Raw genomic sequence first — 18,752 nt, 5'->3', positions numbered from 1 at the left:
ACTGACACACCAATTCCAAGCCATTCCGGGCTCGCTACCCATTCCGGGGCAACACGCATAAGCGTTTACTACTATGGATAACATATCGCTTAGTTGTAATTTTTTTGTAAAAAATTTAAATGTCTTGTAGTATCGTCAACCGTGGGAAATCTGTTGCGCAATTTCTTTGCAGGTACACCACCCCAAATCTCACAGCATGGAATATCTTTGGTGACAACTGATCCTGAGGCGATTATCGATCCTTTTCCTATGGTCACTCCTGCTATAACTGTAGTGCCATGACCAATCCATACATCATCTTCTACTTGGGTTAGGCCATCTTCAATTCTTTCTCCATACCAAATATATTGTTCTGGTATACTAAAGTCATGATCTCTTCTTCCTACAAAGCAAACGCGTCCTGCTAATAAAATATGATTCCCGAAAACAGTATTGGAAGCAATGTTACAATATTCTCCGAATTGTACGTTATGGCCTATACAGATGTTCATTTTTGCAAACGATGTTCCCTTCATTATTCTGACAAAACCATTATATTTAACCCATGGATATTTAACCTTAAATGTATACCAGGTCCTTGCCACATTAAATATATAGCGAAGTATGAAGTTGAATTTCCCATAACCATTTGGCATGTTTCGAAACTCTATTTTTATCATTCTATTATATGTTTGAAAATACGTGAGTATTCGCTAATTTTTCTTGGCATTAAACTTTCTTCCCTAGATCGGATTACAGAACTTTGTAAGAATGCTTCACAAAGTTTTTTAGTAAAATTATCTTTGTCTAGTGGATCCATGATCCATCCGTTGATATCGTTTTGGATAAAGTCAGTCGCGCCAGCATATTTGCTGATCAAGACTGGACAACCAAATATCAATGCCTCATTAACAACAGCACCAAAAGGTTCATATCGACTTGGTAAGACGAGAATGGAAGCTAAATCGTACCAAGCGTAAAGTTCATTTCCAGAATAGAAACCAGCAAAAGTCACTTTAGCCTCTAGATTGTTATGAATAACTAACTGCTCTAGATTTTCTTTTTCTTCCCCTTCTCCTACAATCACCAACCGTGCATCGGAAATGCCAGACTGTGCAAAGCTATTAATGAAAAGATCAATACCTTTAACGTGACTCAGACGGCCAACACATAAGATAATTTTTTCTCCGTCTAGCTTGAATTTTTCCTTAAAACGTCTAACATAAATATCGAATTGACTTCTTCTATCTAAAAGTTTCTGTTCGTCTTGGATATTAGGACATATACCTATTTTGATATTTGGATAAAGAGATTGATAGGCAATTTGTACATCGCTGCTGTAAACCACAAGTGCATCCGCCTGTCTCAAAACTAATGAACGGGCGAGAGCTTTGATGCCAGATGCCGACATTGTCATCACTTTATTGTCAGAGGTAGTAATCACATATTGAAAGCTTATCACACGGGAAGCTAGCGTCAGGGCAAGCCAGATACTGACAAAGGAATATTCATGAGCAAATACGACATCTGGTTTGTACTTCCTCAAAAGCTTAAATATGCCGGTCCGGATAGGTCGGGAACCGATTCTAAATCCAGAATTCAAAAATATAATATTTATTTCTGGATTCAGTAAGGACAGAAGCTGTTTTCTGTCATAAGTAAATCCGTCTGATTCAGCATCAGTAAAAACTATTGTAAGAGAGTAGTCTTTACTAATCTCATTAAATATATCGATTCGCCAAGGTGGTAGATATTGATAGAATATGAGGGCTGTGGGTTTCATTATTTACCTAAATATGTTCAAAATTATTTCTTCATTCTTGCGTTTGGACTCATCAAGTTTTTTAAGATTTACTTTTTGGATTGAGAAGCTAGGAATATCCTCATTTAAGTCGAACAGTAGATTGTTAAGGTTTAATTCATTGAATACATTTACAATCTTGGTATGATGTTGAAGATCTGTAATAACGTATGCAGGGGTACTAAACACCAGGGCTAGCAAGCCGACATGTAGACGATTTGTCAGCACGCAATTACAATTGCCATAAATTTCAATAGCTTCGTGAAGGCTTAGTATATTTGATTTTAATATGCATCTATACTTATCTTTAAGTTCATTGTAAATTAAAATGCTGACTTCGGAATCCTCCTCTACTTGATGACAGAAAACGAGGGTTTTATCAGTAAAGAACTCACTTTGAAGAATGGACTTCAGATAGCTAATAATTTTTGAAGTATAATCTACTTCTAGTTTAGAACCAAAAAGCCCCCCTCTAAATGAGATGATTATCTCATTTGATGTCTTGTTGTTTATTAGCTTAGAAGTTGCTGAATCGTGTAACATGACGGCGAGGTCGTCCATTAAGATGCAGTTTTTTACTCCGAAGGAATACAGGTATCTGTAATTCACACTTTCCCTTATTCCAATCGCATGGTAATTTCTGGAAAGAATTTTAAACAGAAACATAGATATGCCTTTTTCTACATCAATTGTTACTCCCAATCTTACCGATTTTATACCTAAAAATTTCAGGATGTATAGCTTTATAATATCTTTAATAAGTCTAAGATAAGAATTTAGGTTGTTTGTTACCTTGTGATGTCCAGGTACAGAAATGGAGTACTTAATTTTTGAGACATATGGGATAAGAGCAAGCCAGTGAATAACAGGATAACGTGACAAATTTGACAGCCAGTTTCTCTTTACAATTATTTTAGATTGTTCCTCAATTGTCAGCTCTTCCAAAAATTCTTTTGGAATTTCATTTTCCATGACGAGCGGGTAACTCTTTAATAATTCCTTAATTAATATAATATTAATAAGAACATCACCGAGATTATTTTTTTTGAATTTTGTAGGGTATAAAATCATACGACTGTATATAATGAATTATATAAAGGAATCTTTCTAGTTTTTATTATTTTAAAAATTTACTATAAATATATTTATAACCTGCAGCCATTCTCTCACTTGAAAAGGTATCTGAATACTCCTGACGACCTATGTGTTTTTCCTTACTAACTGGTAAGGATTCTATTGCTTTATCTAGTAAATTAGTTAAATGTTCGACTGATTCTGCAATATTTTCTGGATCTATAGGCCTAATTATTTCTGGTAAGCCTCCACCATCTTCCATTACATAGACAGGCTTGCCTATTCTAAGACATTCAATCGCCACAAGTCCAAAAGGCTCACTAATTGAAGCAAACACGCAAATGTCCATAGACGATTGATAGTCACCTATATTTTTCTGATGTCCAGCGAAAATTATTGAAGACTCAAGTCCAAGAGATTTGGTTTGAGCTTGTAAATTTGGCAAATCAGGGCCATCTCCTACAATAAGAAGAACTGCGTTTGGGCGGTACTTCAATCCATTAAATGCTTCGATTAAAATATTTACTCTTTTCCAGGGGATTAATCGTGACGTAGTACCTATTACAACTTTTTTATCTTTCCCTAAAAGATTGTTAATGGATCCTATGCTATGCGACTGTGCTACAGTGCCAACACCATTAGGTACAACGAAATTGTTCGAGTTACTTATTCCCATTTGCTGCCAATAGGATTTAGTATAGTTAGAATTATTAGCTATACCATCGATACACCTGTTTAGAAATTGGAGAAACAACTTTTCTTTTAATCTTGCCCGAAGATGACGCGGTCGTAAAGCTTGCCCTGAATTATGGATGGTGTACACTTTTGGAACACTCAAAGAACTTAAATAGAATGAAAGAATTGGCAAGAATATATGGAAGTGTAGAATGTCGAATTCTTCACAAAGTTTGTATGCAGACCGATATTTTCTAGGAGAAAAAGTTGAAGGAGTTATTTTTATAAAAACGCATTTAATCCCATTTTTGACTATTCTGTCATTGAGAATTTTGTCGTAATCTTCACAACATAGAATTGTTATATCTAGAGACGAATCTTTTTTTTGCTCGTTCGTTAGATAATAAAGACAACTTTCAATACCCCCCCTTAGAAAGCTATGAACGATATGTAATACTTTAGTAGTTTTATGTTGTGGTTGCATTATTATTGGATTTATATAATATCTGGCCTCTACGTAGAATGTAAAAGGCAATACAAAGGATAGGTATTGAACCCAGAAGTGTATTGCCTGCTATATTTCCAAGGTATAAAAAGACGACATAATACTTCGCATAAGTATGGGTTTTTGCTACTTTCATCCCTAGTATGAATATTAACAAAATTGTAAATATAACAATCCCAAAAATTCCGAAATATAGGAAAATTGCTGCATAACCAACATCTGCTGTAATATAGCCATTTTTGCGGCCATGTTGATCAATGAAGTCGGCATACTTTGACTTTCCCAATGAATACTGACCGCTGCCAAATAGGTCAGTAAAAACTGATCGAGATACATCAAATACATAAAATTTATACGAACGAATTCTTATGTTTTCCTCCCCGGTAGTTATTTGTGAATTATAATCCGATTCGGTAGCTGATATTAGATTTGATATAATTGGGCTAGTATTTAGTAGGAGATATAACCCAATGAATGCAAAAAATGTTATTGCTATTTTCCTGCCAATACTTATGCCATCTAGATAAAAAAGCAATCCAAGAATTGAGCTAAACAGGATTGCCTGTCTTCCGAGCTGTAAGACGATTGAGATATAACTTAAGATAAAAAAGACAGTCCAAATTACGCCTGATCTCTGCTTGATTTTTGATAAGGCTAAAAAATAGGTTAGATACAGCGGCCCAGCACCTATGAGTGTTAATCTGATTCGCGCGAATCCGCGAGATGTATCAATAGCCTTGTCAATCTCTCCGAAGCCCATAAAAATGCGAGTTGGATATATGGCAAGACTCGCATAGAAACATACCATATAAATGACACAAAATATAATTACTGACTTTTCGACTTGTTGTGTATCAAGCTTGGCTGACTTTAAATAGAAATAGAATAGAAAAGATAAAAATGGTAAAGAGGATAATGTTGTCAATAACCAAGATTGATCCCAAAATATTTGACACGATATGATGGATATAGAAACTGATAATAGGAAAAAATTTATGAACCTTTCGAATGGGTCTGAGCTTGGCTTTCTCAGTATAAATGGAAGGGATATCCATACTATATATCCTAAAAATGCATATAAAAGAACTTTCCAAGTTTCATCACTAATCCCCAAAGGACGAAAGAATCGAAAGTATACCAGACCAAATATTAGTATAAAGTAGAAATGTATTTTTCTATTTTTGACACTCAAATTCATAATATCATTTCTAAGGTTATTGCATTACCGGCTTAATGATTTCTTAAGAAACTCTGTGGAATGATCAACTTGTTCTTTTAGTAATTTCCGTGGGGATGAGAAATCAATGTGTAACTGGCTTATGTTTTCAAGTTCAAAGTCATTATCGACCATTCTAGTTTCTAAGTTTACCTTTGAAAGAAGATTTGAGACGCGATATGGATTGGATTTTTTATATATACTCAGAAATGGTTTCTCGAAAATGAGTGAGAATACAGTTCCATGGAATGAATTAGTAACTACGTAACTAGCATTATTAAACAGTGAAATGAAATTGTTTGGAGAGGCGTCGTCAAGAATAACATCTATATCCTTTATGTACTTTTTTGTGCTAATTGGAGATAAACTAACTATTGGAAGATTAGCTAGGATCTTTATTTTTTTTGCAATCTCAATACACTTAGTATTACTATCGAATGTGTATAAAAGAATGAATTTTTCAGGAGTATTTTTTGGTGCTTTTTCGATGGATAGCCATTCGGTTTTAGTAAGTAACATCGTAGGATCTAATACCACTTCGATTGGAGTGGTCATTTGCTCTAACTGCTTTTGTAAAAAAAGCTCTCTTACAGATATACCGGAGAATTTGGATAGTAGTGATGTTACGGTTTTAAGTTCCGAATCGGAATAGGTATGAGCTCCGGCACTCGATGCATATGATATCTTTCTTTGAGACTTGTTCCCAAAATCCAAAAAATATACAGGATCTAGTTTTCCGCCTAGTAGGGAAGGATTCCATATTTGATCGCTTCCACTAATTAGTGTGTCGTATTTTGATGAAATTCTATCAGCATCTTGTGTCGACCGGATTTTTTCAGAAACTTTAATGTTTTCATTGAGGAAATTACGAAAAGCAATTTCCTTTTTTACATTAGTTTTCAGGATGTAGTGCTTTAAAAAGTGCTTTATGTTCTGAACTATAGTTTTCTTTGAGTCATAAATTTTGTGATTATACTTAGTTGACAGGACTGGTTGTTCGTAATCTAGACAAACAACCTCGAAATCTTTCGATAAATATTTTTGCAAAGCGTATGCTTGAAGCATTCCTCCAAAATTATATACATTGTGGAAGGTAATTAATCCGATTTTCATTGAAATTCAATTGTTTGTGTCTTTTAGCCTTGAAGACTAGAAAACTTTAGTTATAAGATCTTGCGACAGTCGAGGTGAACTTGCTATCATGAAGTGTTTCGGTAGATACCCACATGATATTATTAAACCTATTCTCTCATTATCAGGAATATTGAGAAGTTTTCGGAGCCCATTATCTCTTTCTTTATCTACACTCCAGTTTAGAGGACATGCACCGATCCGATTGTGATGTAGTGCATATAATAGACTCATGGCAAACATGCCAGTGTTTACATATGATTCATTACGATCGTTTACACCTTGGAAGACTGATATATCAGCTGTTAGTACTATTAAAGTTTCAGCTAGATGCCCAAATCCTCTATTTCCATATTGAAGTGAGAGGACATTCTGTTTCACAGTTGAGTCCTTTATAATATATGCTCGATTTACCTGCCGATTGCATGAAGTAGGCGACTTTTGTGCAATCGATATACATTTGGATAGCAACTCGATAGGCACTTGCACATCAGAATAGTTACGGCATGAATGCCGAGACATTGCAAATTTTTCAAAAGAGCTTTGAGAAAACTCAAAATATGAATTTTCATTATGTGAGAATTGCTGAGTTATAGGAGCATTGTTCTTTATCTTATCGAATAGTGATTGTGCTTTAGCTAATACCTCTTTTGGTAATTCATGATTGTGCAATTGATGATAGTGCATATATTCCTTAACAGTCCCTACCGAGTGAGTAAACTCCAATGCATTATTGTCATACCCCTTTTCGAGGTACAAATTTAACATACCTATTAATTCTAGGAGAGTAGATTCACCAAAGCCTAAACGTGTTTCTGGCATCGTAAGACCTTTTTCAATAACATGATAATATATGGTAAGTTTTCCTTTTAACTTAAGGTCCGTATTAAAAGTTTGATTTACGTTGGACTCAGAGAAGAATCTTATAAAATCATAGAAGTACAATCTTGATAGTTTTACAAAAATTATCAGTTTTTTAGGAATTATGCGTTTAACTTGGACTAGCATAAATTTTTATTTTTTGAAGTAAGCTATTTTTTATTTTCAGTATTTGTTGTCTTTCCTCTTTATCCAAAGCCATTAAGAATATTAGAGTGGCGGAAACAACTGTTGTAAAGATGAAAGTACCTCCTAATCTGAGAAACGATGGACTAATGAATAGCTGGTATACTTGACAGGTTAAGTAACTAACTGCTGAGATAAATATTATTTTAAAAACGAAGCCAACAATAAAATTGTATTTGTTCAACATTCCATTTGTAATTTTGCCTACTAAATTTACTCTAAGAATTAGTGATACAATCTCTATAATAGTTCCGCACAAAAGTACGGAGTAAGGGGGATATCCAAGTTCTAGAGCGATGTATGAGAGTGGTAATATTAAAAGTATTGTTGAACCGACTATAGTTTGATAACGTTTGATTTCCCCAGTTGCTTGTACTATTGATTTTAATCCAACTGACATCTGATTTAGTAATGAGTTTACTAGTATCAAGCTACAAAAAACAACCGAATAAGAGGGAATGACATCAAGCCATACTCGCAGAATGAACTGCATTTCGCAAATGAAAGGAATTATTAAAAGTATCAGTGCAAAAGATGCAAATTTACCGGTTCGAAACGATAGTTGCAGCATTCTTTCTCTATTACCTCCTCCTTCACTCTTCATTATTTGAGGGTTGGCCGCTTTAGTCATAAGGACCGAAAATGCTAGCATCTGAGAATTTACTTGATTGGCGAGAGCATAAGTTGCATTTATTTTTGCACCCAAAAAGTTATTAAGTATTAATGCTGTTCCTTGTGATGTTGCAACATAGCACAAGGAACCAAATAAACTCCAAGAAGCATATGTGCCCATTTCCTTCAACAACTTCCAGTCGAATCGGGAAAATGAAAAATCTCGGCATTCATCATATTTAAACCTACACCAGATAGATTTAATAATTCTAACCAAAATTACAACACCTGCGGTTAAAGCACTATAAGTTAGCAAGGGATCAAAACCGGTTTCAAAGTTTGCTACAAATAATGCTATTAAGAGTTTCAAAATTGCCTCTGCAATCCCAATCAAAGAATCCAAAAACATGTCTTCGTAGGAATTGATAATAGAATCAAATGGTACAGCACTAATTGTAAAAAATGTACTGATGACCATAAAGTGAAATACATATTTGGCAACTTGTATTCTAGATTCTGGTATCGATATCCATGAATCAAATAGTAAATTGCAGAGTAGCTCCATGACAAGCACAATCATTATTGCAATTGTAGAGTGGAGCAACCTACTCGTTTGGAAGACAACTTTGTTATACTCTATATTTCCTTTACCGAGATGAAAAGAGAGGAATCTTTGAGTTGTAACGGACATGGCACCGTTGAGAAAGGAAAGCATGACTACAACTCCCGCAACAATATTGAAAATTCCGAAATCTTCTATCCCGAGAGCTTCAAGAACAATTTTGGTTGCTACCAATGCAGAAAAAGATGCTATTAGTAGTTTTGTATAGAGAAATACGGTATTGTAATATATTTTGCGGTTGCCACCCATTGACTAAAAACGTTAATTTACTATGGTGCAAATATTTGGTGTGTAGATAAGGATACAATTAATCATCACCTTAACCACTCATTACTTTATGTTACATGAGCTAAAATCAAATAGTTTACTGCAGGATATGTTAGATTTATCTCTAGCAATGTAAGTTTATTATATTTATTCAAAGTAATTCAGAACCCCGAAGCCTTCTTTCAACAACAACTGATCTTTCTGGAACAATCGTAAATCAGAAGTGGCCATATCCTCAATCAGAGTATCCAAGGTATGCTTAGGTTTCCAGCCCAATTTCTCCTGAGATTTAGTAGGATCACCAATCAGTAATTCAACTTCGGTAGGACGGTAGTATCTTGGATCGATCTTCAGCACGACTGTACCTGGTTTCAGGTGTTCGCCTGTGGTAATGCCTAGCTCAGCCAAACGATCTGCGTTTACAGAGGCAATGGTTCCGATTTCATTTTCTTCGCTACCGGTGAATGCTACTTCTACACCCAGGAAAGCAAAGGTTTTACGGATAAATTCACGCACGCGGGTGGTAACACCGGTGGCGATTACAAAGTCTTCTGATACCTCCTGCTGAAGGATCAGATACATGGCTTCTACGTAATCCTTTGCATGTCCCCAGTCACGTTGCGCATCAATGTTACCCATGTACAGGCAATCCTGAAGTCCCAGAACGATTTTGGCTGCTGCACGTGTGATCTTGCGGGTTACAAAGGTTTCACCGCGTAGGGGAGACTCGTGGTTGAAGAGAATCCCGTTTGATGCAAACATGCCATAAGCTTCACGGTAGTTTACCGTAATCCAGTAGGCATACATTTTGGCTACCGCATAAGGCGAGCGAGGGTAAAAGGGTGTGGTTTCCGATTGGGGAACCGCCTGTACCAGTCCGTACAACTCAGAGGTAGATGCCTGGTATATTTTTGTTTTCTTCGTCAAACCCAGAAGTCTTACTGCCTCCAGAATACGCAATGTTCCGATACCATCTGCATTGGCCGTATATTCCGGCATTTCAAAGCTCACCTGTACGTGGCTCATGGCGGCCAGGTTATAGATTTCATCGGGCTGCACTTCCTGTATGATGCGGGTCAGGTTCATCGAGTCTGTCAGATCACCGTAGTGCAGGATCAATTTGGCGTTGTCTACGTGTGGATCCTGGTATAAATGATCGATACGATCCGTGTTGAACAGGGAGCTGCGGCGTTTGATACCATGCACGGTATATCCTTTTTCCAACAATAACTCGGTGAGGTAAGCACCATCCTGGCCGGTAACACCGGTAATAAGAGCGACTTTGTTTGACATTGTTTTTTAGCTATCGGCTTTCGGCTTGGGGGCCGTCGGCGGGTTATTTGAATTTCAATTGTTAGTGATGCGTAACGTGATTTTGCATTTATCTGATTTATAGTTTGAGGGTTTATGAGTTTTTTTAGTTTGAAAGTTTTCCAGTTTGTTAATTTGAAAGTTTGAAAGTTTTCTGGTTTGAAAGTTTGTCAGTTTTAAGTGTTCCAAACCATTCAAACTTCCACTTATTTTCCAAACCATTCAAACTGCCTTCAAACTGTTTTCAAACCTTTACTAAACTCCTCCAAACCTTCTTCCTAGTTCACCAGCTCCGGTTTCTCTACTTCGAGTCTCTCATATATCTTTTTGACATCCTGACTGTTGCTTTTGGACAGAACCAAGATGGCGTCTTCCGTTTCTACAAGTACCAGGTTGTCTACACCCAGAAACTCGACATGTTTTTTGGAACCTACTACGCAGTTGTTGTTTTTAAAGTGCTGTGTTTCTCCCTGTCCTTCCCAGTGTTCCCAGATCGATTCAAACGATCCCAGGTCTGACCACCCAAAACGGGCTTGTACCACGCGAATTTTGGAAGAACGTTCCATCACCGCATAGTCAATACTTTTGGATGGGATCTGTGCCGTTTCAGTTTCCGGTAAAAAACTTTCCAAGCGACAGTCGAAACAGGTTTTGGACTTTTCCAGAATTTCCGGCTCGAATGCTTCCAGCTCTGCCAGAAATGTACCGGCCTGAAAGCAGAACATACCACTGTTCCATAAGAAGTTGCCAGTTTGAAGAAAAGTTTGAGCCGTTTGTAGGTTTGGTTTTTCGCGGAAGCTTATTACTTCATTTCCGTTGTATTCGATGTAGCCATAGCCCGTTTCCGGTTTGGTAGGGGTGATGCCAAAGGTTACCAGATAACCCTGCTTCGCCAGTTCAATGGATTCGGTGACGGCAGCCTCATACGCATGTTCATCCGTAATGATATGGTCCGATGGTGTCACCAGCAGAATGTCTTCCGGCGCTACCGCCAAAGCAGCGAATGCAATGGCTGCTGCCGTGTTACGTGGAGCTGCTTCGATGATCTCGGTGAAATCACCTGCACCTGCACGTAGCATATCCGCCTGAGACAAAAGGTAGTTGTCTTTGTTACCTACAACCAGGATCTGATCGACAAGACTTTTGCTCCTCTCGGCAGTCAGTTGAAACAGTGACTTTTCCCCGAACATAGGGATGTACTGCTTTGGCATGGACTTCCGTGAGACCGGCCACAAACGGCTTCCCACTCCTCCGGATAATATGACGTGAATGATCTGAGACATCGTTTTGGCATTCGGCTATCAGCTGTCGGCGATCGGCTTGGCACCGTCGCACGATCAGCGAATAGCCAGTTGAATTATTCTAACGTTGAGTAAAAAAAACTTCTATTATGTTTGAAGATTAGGAGTTTGAAAGTTTTCGAGTGTCGATGTTCGTAAGTTTAACAGTTTAAAAGTTTTTGAGTTTGGAAGTTTCTGCACCACTCCAAACTATTTTCAAACTTCCTAAACTCCTCCAAACTATCTTCAAACCATTTCAAACTTTTTAAACCCCTTCAAACTATTTTCAAAATCCACCAAACCATTTCAAATTTCTTAACCTCTCCAAACAATTTTAAAAAATTTGTAAACCTCTTCCTCTTTCACTAATCCTCTTTCTTGTATTTGTATCCCTTTATATCCGTACTTTTTAGGTACATCATCAATTTATCAATCAAATTTTTGACATCTTGTGAGCAGTCAAAAATTTCTTTAAACTCCTGAGGGGTGATCGAATTTTGATCCAGGATCCTATAAGTTTGTGACTGAACTTCACCTAGAGAACCTCTGGCTATGCTTAGAAACTGCATAAACTCCTTGTTCCCTTGTCTGTCAAATCCTTCTGCAATATTATCCATCACAGATCCACTTGCAGATTTCCATTGAGCGACGAGTCGGTAGTCATGTTTCAGATTTTCACTTTTGCAGGCTTTGAATACAAGTCGGTTTAAGGTTCTTGCTTTTTGCCATGATACAAGATCTTCAAATCGTTTCACAGTTGCCATTTGTCAAAGTTGATAGTTAATCCATCTTTGACTAGCAACACTGAAAAAAGTTTTCAAGACAGCAACAAAACTTTCAAACTTCCAAACCCCTTTCAAACTTTTTTCAATCTCTCAAACAGCTGCCGCGTCTTTTACACCTACTGTTTCCCGTCCGATGCTGTAATATGTGAACCCTTGTTCTTTCATCGTTTCCAGCTCGTACAGGTTTCTTCCGTCGAAAATGACTTTGTCTTTCAGGAGTTTACCCATTTTCTCGAAATCCGGTGTACGGAACTGTGGCCATTCGGTAAAGATCATCAGTGCATCGGCATCGTCCAGTGCTGCATAGGCAGTATGGCAATAGGTGATGCCCGGAATCAGTTTCTTTACATTGCCCATGGCTTCCGGATCGTAGCAGGTAATGGTAGCACCTGCTGCCAGCAAGGCTTCGATGTTTTCCAAAGCCGGTGCTTCGCGGATGTCGTCGGTATACGGTTTGAAAGCCAGTCCCCAAACGGCGATGGTTTTGCCTTTCAGGTCTCCGTCAAAATAGTCATTGACGATCGGTAGTAATTTTTTCTTCTGATCATCATTCACGGCCATCACAGAACGAAGGGTACGGAAATCGTATCCATAATCTGCCGATGTTTTGGCCAGTGCCTGCACATCTTTAGGGAAGCAGCTTCCACCGTAACCGATTCCGGCAAACAGGAAGCGTTTACCGATGCGGCTGTCTGTACCAATACCGCGACGGATATCATCTACATTAGCACCCACCTTTTCGCAAAGGTTGGCGATCTCGTTCATGAAGGTGATTTTCAGTGCCAGGAATGAATTGGCTGCATATTTGGTCATTTCAGCTGAACGCTCGTCCATAAAGATAACCGGGTTGCCCTGACGTACCAACGGTGCGTACAGTTTCTCCATGACTTTTTTGGCGCGATCTGACTGGGTTCCCACTACCACGCGATCCGGCTTCATGAAATCCTCCACGGCTACACCTTCGCGCAGGAATTCAGGGTTGGACACCACATCGAATTCCACGGTGGCATTGGCAGCGATGGCGGCATGTACTTTTTCAGCTGTACCAACAGGTACGGTACTTTTATCGATGATGACGGCGTAGTTTTTCAGGATAGGACCCAGGTCTTTAGCCACACCCAATATGTATTTCAAATCGGCAGATCCGTCCTCACCGGGAGGGGTTGGCAGTGCAAGGAAAATTACCTCTGCATCCTGGATACCTGCTTCCAGATCGGTTGTGAATTTCAGCCGGTCTTCCGCGATGTTGCGGTCAAAGAGCACATCCAGACCCGGTTCGTAAATAGGAATTTCACCGGCCTGCATCCGTGCCACCTTGCCGGCATCGATATCCACACAGGTTACCTGGTTGCCGGTTTCGGCAAAACATGTTCCCGTTACAAGGCCCACATAGCCTGTTCCAACTACTGCAATTTTCATAGGTTAATTTTTTTGTGGTGTTTTTGTTGGATTACACAGAGAACCATATAGCTCTTGAGAGAGCCACAAAGAAAGAGAATTCACTGGTTCAATTAAGAAACACTGCGAGTCTCTGTGTAAGGGAACCGGCCGCGATTGCGTCGCCAGCCAGTCCGAGGAAGAGAGGCAATTTGAATTTATAGTCATAACGTTGAGTAAAGGGTATTTCGTGATGTTAAATAAGAATATATCAAGTGGTGTAACCACTATGTTACTGATTATCTGTATTGAACACATTCGAAACTAATACTATTTTTATAATACTCCAAAGCATTTGTGTAGAATATGAGAAATATCATATTAATACTTTTATTAGGTTAACTGTGAAGTATTTCGATATTACGGTACTGTTAAGTTATAGTGTTATGTGTCAAATGTTTTTAAACGCAGAGTACTAATAAGTTGTCGCTGAGTTACGCGGAGAGGATCAAATTATTAATGTAATTCTCTGTGAAACTCTGCGTATTAACTCTTCTCCCTCTGCGTTTAAACTCCATTAATAACAAACCCTTAATAATTATCCTAGCTTTTCCCTACCAATTTCTTCAACTTTCCTCCAAACTCCATGCCTTTCGGTTTTTTGTCATCGGTGTAATAACCATAACCATAGCCGCCATAACCATAGCCGTATCCGTAGCCTGCACCGTAGTTCACACCGTTGAAAATCACTGACAAATTAGCGAAGCGTTTGCTGCGTTTCAATTCACCGATCCTGTTCAGGTGATCCAGGACGGTATAGTTAAATCTTACCACATACAAGGTGGCGTCTACCTGCTCTGCGATCAGAGCTGCATCGGTCACCAGGCCATAAGGAGGAGAATCAATCAGAATATAATCATAACGTTCTTTCAGCTCAGCGATCAGTTTCGGCAAACGACCGTTGCTGATCAGCTCCGATGGGTTAGGAGGGATAGGCCCGCTTACCATCACATCAAATTTCGGATGCACCCCTGTGCTATGGATCAGCGCATCAAGCGAACCTTGGCCTACGAGGTAATTGGATACCCCTTTGGCGTTGGACAGTTGGAGACGCTCATGCAGAGAGGGTTTACGTAAATCCATCCCCAGCAAAATCACCCGTTTGTCTGAAAAAGCCAGACTGGCTGCTAAGTTGATACTGATAAAGCTCTTGCCTTCACCCCCGATGCTGGAGGTAAACATAATGGTACGACAGTTCCCATCGCCCAGGTATTGTAAATTGGTACGCAAAGCACGGAATTGTTCTGCTACTGCGGAGCGGCTGGTCATTTTAATGATAGACTCCGATGCAGGTTCGCCTTTCACCGTTTTCATCAAACCGATCTCACCCAAAACGGATGAGGTCGTACGTTTTTCTATTTCATCTCGGGACTGAACCGTGTTGTTCAACAAAAAGATAAGATTTATAAGCAATGTAGGAATGATAAGGCCTATAACTAATGAACCTAGCCATATAACACTACCTTTTGGCTTGATGGGTTTGATTGTAGTAATTGGGGCATCAATCAGGCGACTATCTGTTACCGTTGAAGCATATGCCAATGCCGTCTCTTCTCTTTTTTGCAATAGATACAAATACAATTCTTCCTTGATGGATTGTTGGCGTTTAATCCCTACGTACTCACGTTCCTTTTTAGGAATGCTGCGCAGACCGGCTGAAAAGCGGGTATTAATACCTTCCAGGTTATTTTTCGTCACCGCCATCCCGCGTTTCAGGTTCTGCACATTTTCGCGGATGGCCTGGCGGGTTCCTTCCAGCTGCGTATTAATAGTTTCGAGCAAGGGGTTCTTGGCCGTAGTGGTACGGGCATATCGCTCGCGCTGGAGTTCCAGTTCATTGTATTTGGTTAGCAATGATACCAATACAGGATCATCGATCATATAGGTGGCAGGGGCCACCGCACCTGCTTCTGCATTTTGCACAAAGTTATCAACACTTTCCAGGATGCTGATCTTAGTACTCACTTCATTCAATTTAGCATCGTTCTCTTTGATATTCTGCAAAAATAATTGTGATTCGGTACTGATGTCTGTCAGACCCTGATTGGTCTTATACGTTTCAACGTCCTTCTCTACATCTCCGAGTTCCCCAGTGATCAGTCCGAGACGATTTTCTATGAATTTGAGGGTATTACTTGCTTCACCGTTTTTATCGTTGAGAGAGGACTGTACATACACGTCCAACAACTTATTCAATACATCTTTGGAACGGCGGATGTTGACATCCTCATAAACCAGTTCCAATACTGTGCTTTTAATGTTAGGCTGTTGAACGGTAAGTTTACCCAACATCCCCTCCGCCAACTTTTTAGAGTCGGTGAAATCCACCTCGATATCCTCAAAGTCAGATGCAGTTCCCTTCTGCACGATGAAAGCACCCCATTGGTTATTGAAGCGTTGGCCGAATGTAAATATCTTATCTTCGTTATTGAATTTGAAATGTGTGCTGTCTACCATGCGAAGCAGCATCGGCTCTTCCATGCCGTAGTCCGTGATAACTTCTGGTTTCACGATCACAGGGGATGCACCATACAGGTTGATGGTACGTAGGCCATCTTTGGAAGAATACGATACGTCCAGGCTCAGCTCTTTGATTACCTGCTCCATCAAGTTCTGAGACTTGATGATCTCAATTTCGTTCTCTACCAGTTTATTGCCTCCAAACTGGGAGCCTAACTCCGTCAAAATATCTCCCTGTGCTCCGCCCAAACCTTTTTTCTCATCCTTAATCAGAATGGTGGTTTTCGTACTATACACCGGCTGGGTGATCTTCAGGTAGAAGAAAGCCGCAGTAAGCGTGATGCCCAGGAATATCGGGAACAGATACCAATACCGGAAGTAACGCCTGATGTAGGCGTTCAGGTCAAATTGCTGCTCATCCTCTTCAAAGAATTCCTGCTGCATATCATTAGACTGGTTTTTCATGATCGGTTGAGCGAGTTTAACGGGTAAGATTCATAATCAGGATACCTAGGGTACTTACACCACCCACAATGGAAATGATGAGCGGAACGGTACGTACACGGCTGTCGGTATCAAGCATTTTAGATTTCACAGGTTCGACATAAATCACATCGTTCTTTCTCAAATAGTAGTAAGGAGAATCGAAGATCTCACGAGAGGTCATGTTGATGCGTGCGTATTCCCGTTTCCCATTTTCCTCACGGATCACCATCACATTGCTACGGTTACCGTAAATCGTCATATCTCCTGCCATACTTAGCACCTGAGGTAATGTGATTTTTTCATCTGGTATGACAAAAATAGCCGGATTCTTAACTTCACCCAATACGGATACTTTGAAGTTTAGATTCCGTACTACAACACTAGGCTCCTTCAAATAGGCACCCAATCTGATCCTTATGGTATCTGCAGCATCGGTGGTTCTCAGTCCACCAATTTTCACTTTCCCAATCAATGGCAATTCGATCGTACCATCTGTGTCTACAAGATAACCAAGCGGTTGAATCCTCGCACCTCCACCAGTAGTTGAATAGTTGGTACTGGTAGTGGTAAACATATTTGGCATATTGAATACCTCATTCGCCTCTGCACTTAAACTTCCTACGACAACAGAGAGCAGATCATGAGGTTGCAAAACAGGTACATACTTCTGGCTGATCTCCTGAGAATAGTACCGGGTGCTGTCTCCTTGGAAATATACAATTGACTTAGGAGATACACAGGAAGTGGTAAGCCCCAACGCGAAAAGCCCGGCAACACATGCCAGGGAAGTAAATTTGATCATCAATTTTGAAAAACGACGCATGAAGTAATGTCTGTTGTTGAGGATGGACTAGTTAGTTTGTATGGATTAAAAGCATATAATCGTATGAATTTTCGGCATTGCAGGCAACGCACAAGACTCGTTTAAAATGCATGACTTTAAGATTTTTGGCTACTTCACGAGCACGGTTGTAGCAATAATTTTTTAATAATAACTACAAATGTAGAATATATTCTAATATAGTGAATTATTCTTCTAAAAGTTTTTCGTTTTGAAAATTGTACTTATCCAACCAGCCGTCTTTATTGGTCTTATTAATTAAATCCAAATGTTGTAAGCGGTGGGCGTCCGTACCGAGGTAAGTAATGAGGCCCTGCTTGAGTAAGTATGTAGCCATTTTATGTACATTATCGCCGTAATAACTGCTCAGCGAAAGCACATTTACCTGCAGTTCGCAGCCCTGGTCGCACAGCTTCTTATACACGGAAGGATCCGAGTAAAAATAGGTGTAACGTTCGGGATGCGCCAGCACGGGACGGTAGCCCTTTTCAATGATATAGAATAGTGTTTCTGAAGTGTTCATCAACTGCGTGGAGTAAGGAAGTTCCACCAGCACCCGGTTACCGGGAAGGGTCAGGATCTTGTCGCCGTTGGTAAGCATGCTTACAAAGTGCTCATCAATAAAGTACTCTGCAGCTGCATCTACCTCGATGGTGAGGCCGGCGTTTTTGGCGGCCAAGCGGATGTCAGCCAGGCCATGAAGAATGGTGTCAGGGGTATTTTTGTACATATCCCACATGACATGGGGGGTAGTGATCGCTTTTTTAAAGCCAAGCTCCTGCATTTTAGCAAGCATCTCCACGGATTGTTCAATGGTTTCAACACCGTCGTCGATACCGGGGATCAGGTGCGAGTGCAGATCCAGCCCTATATGGGACAGATTGACTTCTTTACTTCTATTTTTATTAAATAGCCAGTTGAGCATACATCGTTTGGTACATCGTTCATTGGGGAGGGTTAAACCAGTGAAGTCGGAACCAGAATTTTTAGTTAAGTAATGGACAAATTTAAGTTAAAAAAAACGACACATCACAGAATTATCTCTGGAATTTGTTTAGAGTATAATCAAAATGTATAATAGTACTTTTCTTTTGGATGATTCAAATAGTTGAGACATGTCTGTCGAATTTGTTGGTAAGATCTTCCAGAGAAATGATAGGCTAGCGTTCGTATGGGGTCTAGTGCTGTCCACTATATCCTATAAA

15 protein-coding genes are annotated in these 18,752 nt (G+C 39.4%); all 15 read right to left on the bottom strand.

What is annotated here, in order from left to right:
- Window positions 1-89: 89 nt before the first annotated feature.
- The gene (locus tag AC1XUE_RS04090) at window positions 90-659 is read right to left on the bottom strand and encodes an acyltransferase (protein WP_483354652.1); all 570 of its coding nucleotides are present in this window, start codon (window positions 657-659) and stop codon (window positions 90-92) included.
- Complete coding sequence (locus AC1XUE_RS04085; protein ID WP_483354651.1) at window positions 656-1,762, bottom strand: glycosyltransferase family 4 protein; 1,107 nt, start codon at window positions 1,760-1,762, stop codon at window positions 656-658. The genes AC1XUE_RS04090 and AC1XUE_RS04085 overlap by 4 nt, the downstream gene beginning before the upstream one ends.
- 3 nt (window positions 1,763-1,765) lie before the next feature.
- The gene (locus AC1XUE_RS04080; protein ID WP_483354650.1) at window positions 1,766-2,851 is read right to left on the bottom strand and encodes a polysaccharide pyruvyl transferase family protein; all 1,086 of its coding nucleotides are present in this window, start codon (window positions 2,849-2,851) and stop codon (window positions 1,766-1,768) included.
- A 46-nt stretch (window positions 2,852-2,897) separates the two neighbouring features.
- Window positions 2,898-4,013 carry a glycosyltransferase family 4 protein gene (locus tag AC1XUE_RS04075; protein WP_483354649.1) on the bottom strand — a complete coding sequence of 372 codons (1,116 nt, stop codon included), beginning with the start codon at window positions 4,011-4,013 and terminating at the stop codon, window positions 2,898-2,900.
- Entirely contained in the window at window positions 3,997-4,794 is a 798-nt protein-coding gene (locus AC1XUE_RS04070; RefSeq protein WP_483354648.1) for a hypothetical protein, read from the bottom strand. Before AC1XUE_RS04070 ends, AC1XUE_RS04075 begins: the two co-directional genes overlap by 17 nt.
- A 462-nt stretch (window positions 4,795-5,256) precedes the next feature.
- Entirely contained in the window at window positions 5,257-6,363 is a 1,107-nt protein-coding gene (locus AC1XUE_RS04065) for a polysaccharide pyruvyl transferase family protein (protein ID WP_483354647.1), read from the bottom strand.
- 36 nt (window positions 6,364-6,399) lie between these two features.
- Window positions 6,400-7,389: a nitroreductase family protein gene (locus AC1XUE_RS04060; protein WP_483354646.1), complete on the bottom strand. Its 990-nt coding sequence runs from the start codon at window positions 7,387-7,389 to the stop codon at window positions 6,400-6,402.
- Window positions 7,373-8,929 (bottom strand): lipopolysaccharide biosynthesis protein, encoded by a 1,557-nt coding sequence (locus tag AC1XUE_RS04055; RefSeq protein WP_483354645.1) that lies wholly within the window; start codon window positions 8,927-8,929, stop codon window positions 7,373-7,375. Before AC1XUE_RS04055 ends, AC1XUE_RS04060 begins: the two co-directional genes overlap by 17 nt.
- Window positions 8,930-9,094: 165 nt before the next feature.
- Complete coding sequence (gene gmd / locus AC1XUE_RS04050; RefSeq protein WP_483354644.1) at window positions 9,095-10,240, bottom strand: GDP-mannose 4,6-dehydratase; 1,146 nt, start codon at window positions 10,238-10,240, stop codon at window positions 9,095-9,097.
- 296 nt (window positions 10,241-10,536) lie between these two features.
- On the bottom strand, window positions 10,537-11,541 hold the full coding sequence (locus tag AC1XUE_RS04045; RefSeq protein ID WP_483354643.1) for a mannose-1-phosphate guanylyltransferase: 1,005 nt from the start codon (window positions 11,539-11,541) through the stop codon (window positions 10,537-10,539).
- Between the two features lie 362 nt (window positions 11,542-11,903).
- The gene (locus AC1XUE_RS04040) at window positions 11,904-12,302 is read right to left on the bottom strand and encodes a four helix bundle protein (RefSeq protein WP_483354642.1); all 399 of its coding nucleotides are present in this window, start codon (window positions 12,300-12,302) and stop codon (window positions 11,904-11,906) included.
- A gap of 111 nt (window positions 12,303-12,413) precedes the next feature.
- Window positions 12,414-13,742, bottom strand: coding sequence for a UDP-glucose dehydrogenase family protein (locus AC1XUE_RS04035; RefSeq protein ID WP_483354641.1), 1,329 nt, complete (start codon window positions 13,740-13,742; stop codon window positions 12,414-12,416).
- A 561-nt stretch (window positions 13,743-14,303) separates the two neighbouring features.
- On the bottom strand, window positions 14,304-16,685 hold the full coding sequence (locus AC1XUE_RS04030) for a GumC family protein (RefSeq protein ID WP_483354640.1): 2,382 nt from the start codon (window positions 16,683-16,685) through the stop codon (window positions 14,304-14,306).
- A gap of 16 nt (window positions 16,686-16,701) precedes the next feature.
- Window positions 16,702-17,529 (bottom strand): polysaccharide biosynthesis/export family protein, encoded by an 828-nt coding sequence (locus AC1XUE_RS04025; RefSeq protein WP_483354639.1) that lies wholly within the window; start codon window positions 17,527-17,529, stop codon window positions 16,702-16,704.
- Window positions 17,530-17,734: 205 nt separating this feature from the next.
- Window positions 17,735-18,472 carry a tyrosine-protein phosphatase gene (locus AC1XUE_RS04020; RefSeq protein ID WP_483354638.1) on the bottom strand — a complete coding sequence of 246 codons (738 nt, stop codon included), beginning with the start codon at window positions 18,470-18,472 and terminating at the stop codon, window positions 17,735-17,737.
- Window positions 18,473-18,752 lie beyond the last annotated feature (280 nt).

This window comes from Dyadobacter sp. HNCC25DJ187, from assembly GCF_056895255.1.
Note: the sequence above shows the minus strand (reverse complement) of the source record. Positions and strands in the feature narration are given on the sequence as shown.

Excerpts from the sequence above, each read along its gene's own strand:
- AC1XUE_RS04090 (WP_483354652.1), bottom strand. The coding sequence starts at position 659 with ATGATAAAAATAGAGTTTCGAAACATGCCAAATGGTTATGGGAAATTC.
- AC1XUE_RS04085 (WP_483354651.1), bottom strand. The coding sequence starts at position 1,762 with ATGAAACCCACAGCCCTCATATTCTATCAATATCTACCACCTTGGCGA.
- AC1XUE_RS04080 (WP_483354650.1), bottom strand. The coding sequence starts at position 2,851 with ATGATTTTATACCCTACAAAATTCAAAAAAAATAATCTCGGTGATGTT.
- AC1XUE_RS04075 (WP_483354649.1), bottom strand. The coding sequence starts at position 4,013 with ATGCAACCACAACATAAAACTACTAAAGTATTACATATCGTTCATAGC.
- AC1XUE_RS04070 (WP_483354648.1), bottom strand. The coding sequence starts at position 4,794 with ATGGGCTTCGGAGAGATTGACAAGGCTATTGATACATCTCGCGGATTC.
- AC1XUE_RS04065 (WP_483354647.1), bottom strand. The coding sequence starts at position 6,363 with ATGAAAATCGGATTAATTACCTTCCACAATGTATATAATTTTGGAGGA.
- AC1XUE_RS04060 (WP_483354646.1), bottom strand. The coding sequence starts at position 7,389 with ATGCTAGTCCAAGTTAAACGCATAATTCCTAAAAAACTGATAATTTTT.
- AC1XUE_RS04055 (WP_483354645.1), bottom strand. The coding sequence starts at position 8,929 with ATGGGTGGCAACCGCAAAATATATTACAATACCGTATTTCTCTATACA.
- gmd (WP_483354644.1), bottom strand. The coding sequence starts at position 10,240 with ATGTCAAACAAAGTCGCTCTTATTACCGGTGTTACCGGCCAGGATGGT.
- AC1XUE_RS04045 (WP_483354643.1), bottom strand. The coding sequence starts at position 11,541 with ATGTCTCAGATCATTCACGTCATATTATCCGGAGGAGTGGGAAGCCGT.
- AC1XUE_RS04040 (WP_483354642.1), bottom strand. The coding sequence starts at position 12,302 with ATGGCAACTGTGAAACGATTTGAAGATCTTGTATCATGGCAAAAAGCA.
- AC1XUE_RS04035 (WP_483354641.1), bottom strand. The coding sequence starts at position 13,742 with ATGAAAATTGCAGTAGTTGGAACAGGCTATGTGGGCCTTGTAACGGGA.
- AC1XUE_RS04030 (WP_483354640.1), bottom strand. The coding sequence starts at position 16,685 with ATGAAAAACCAGTCTAATGATATGCAGCAGGAATTCTTTGAAGAGGAT.
- AC1XUE_RS04025 (WP_483354639.1), bottom strand. The coding sequence starts at position 17,529 with ATGCGTCGTTTTTCAAAATTGATGATCAAATTTACTTCCCTGGCATGT.
- AC1XUE_RS04020 (WP_483354638.1), bottom strand. The coding sequence starts at position 18,472 with ATGCTCAACTGGCTATTTAATAAAAATAGAAGTAAAGAAGTCAATCTG.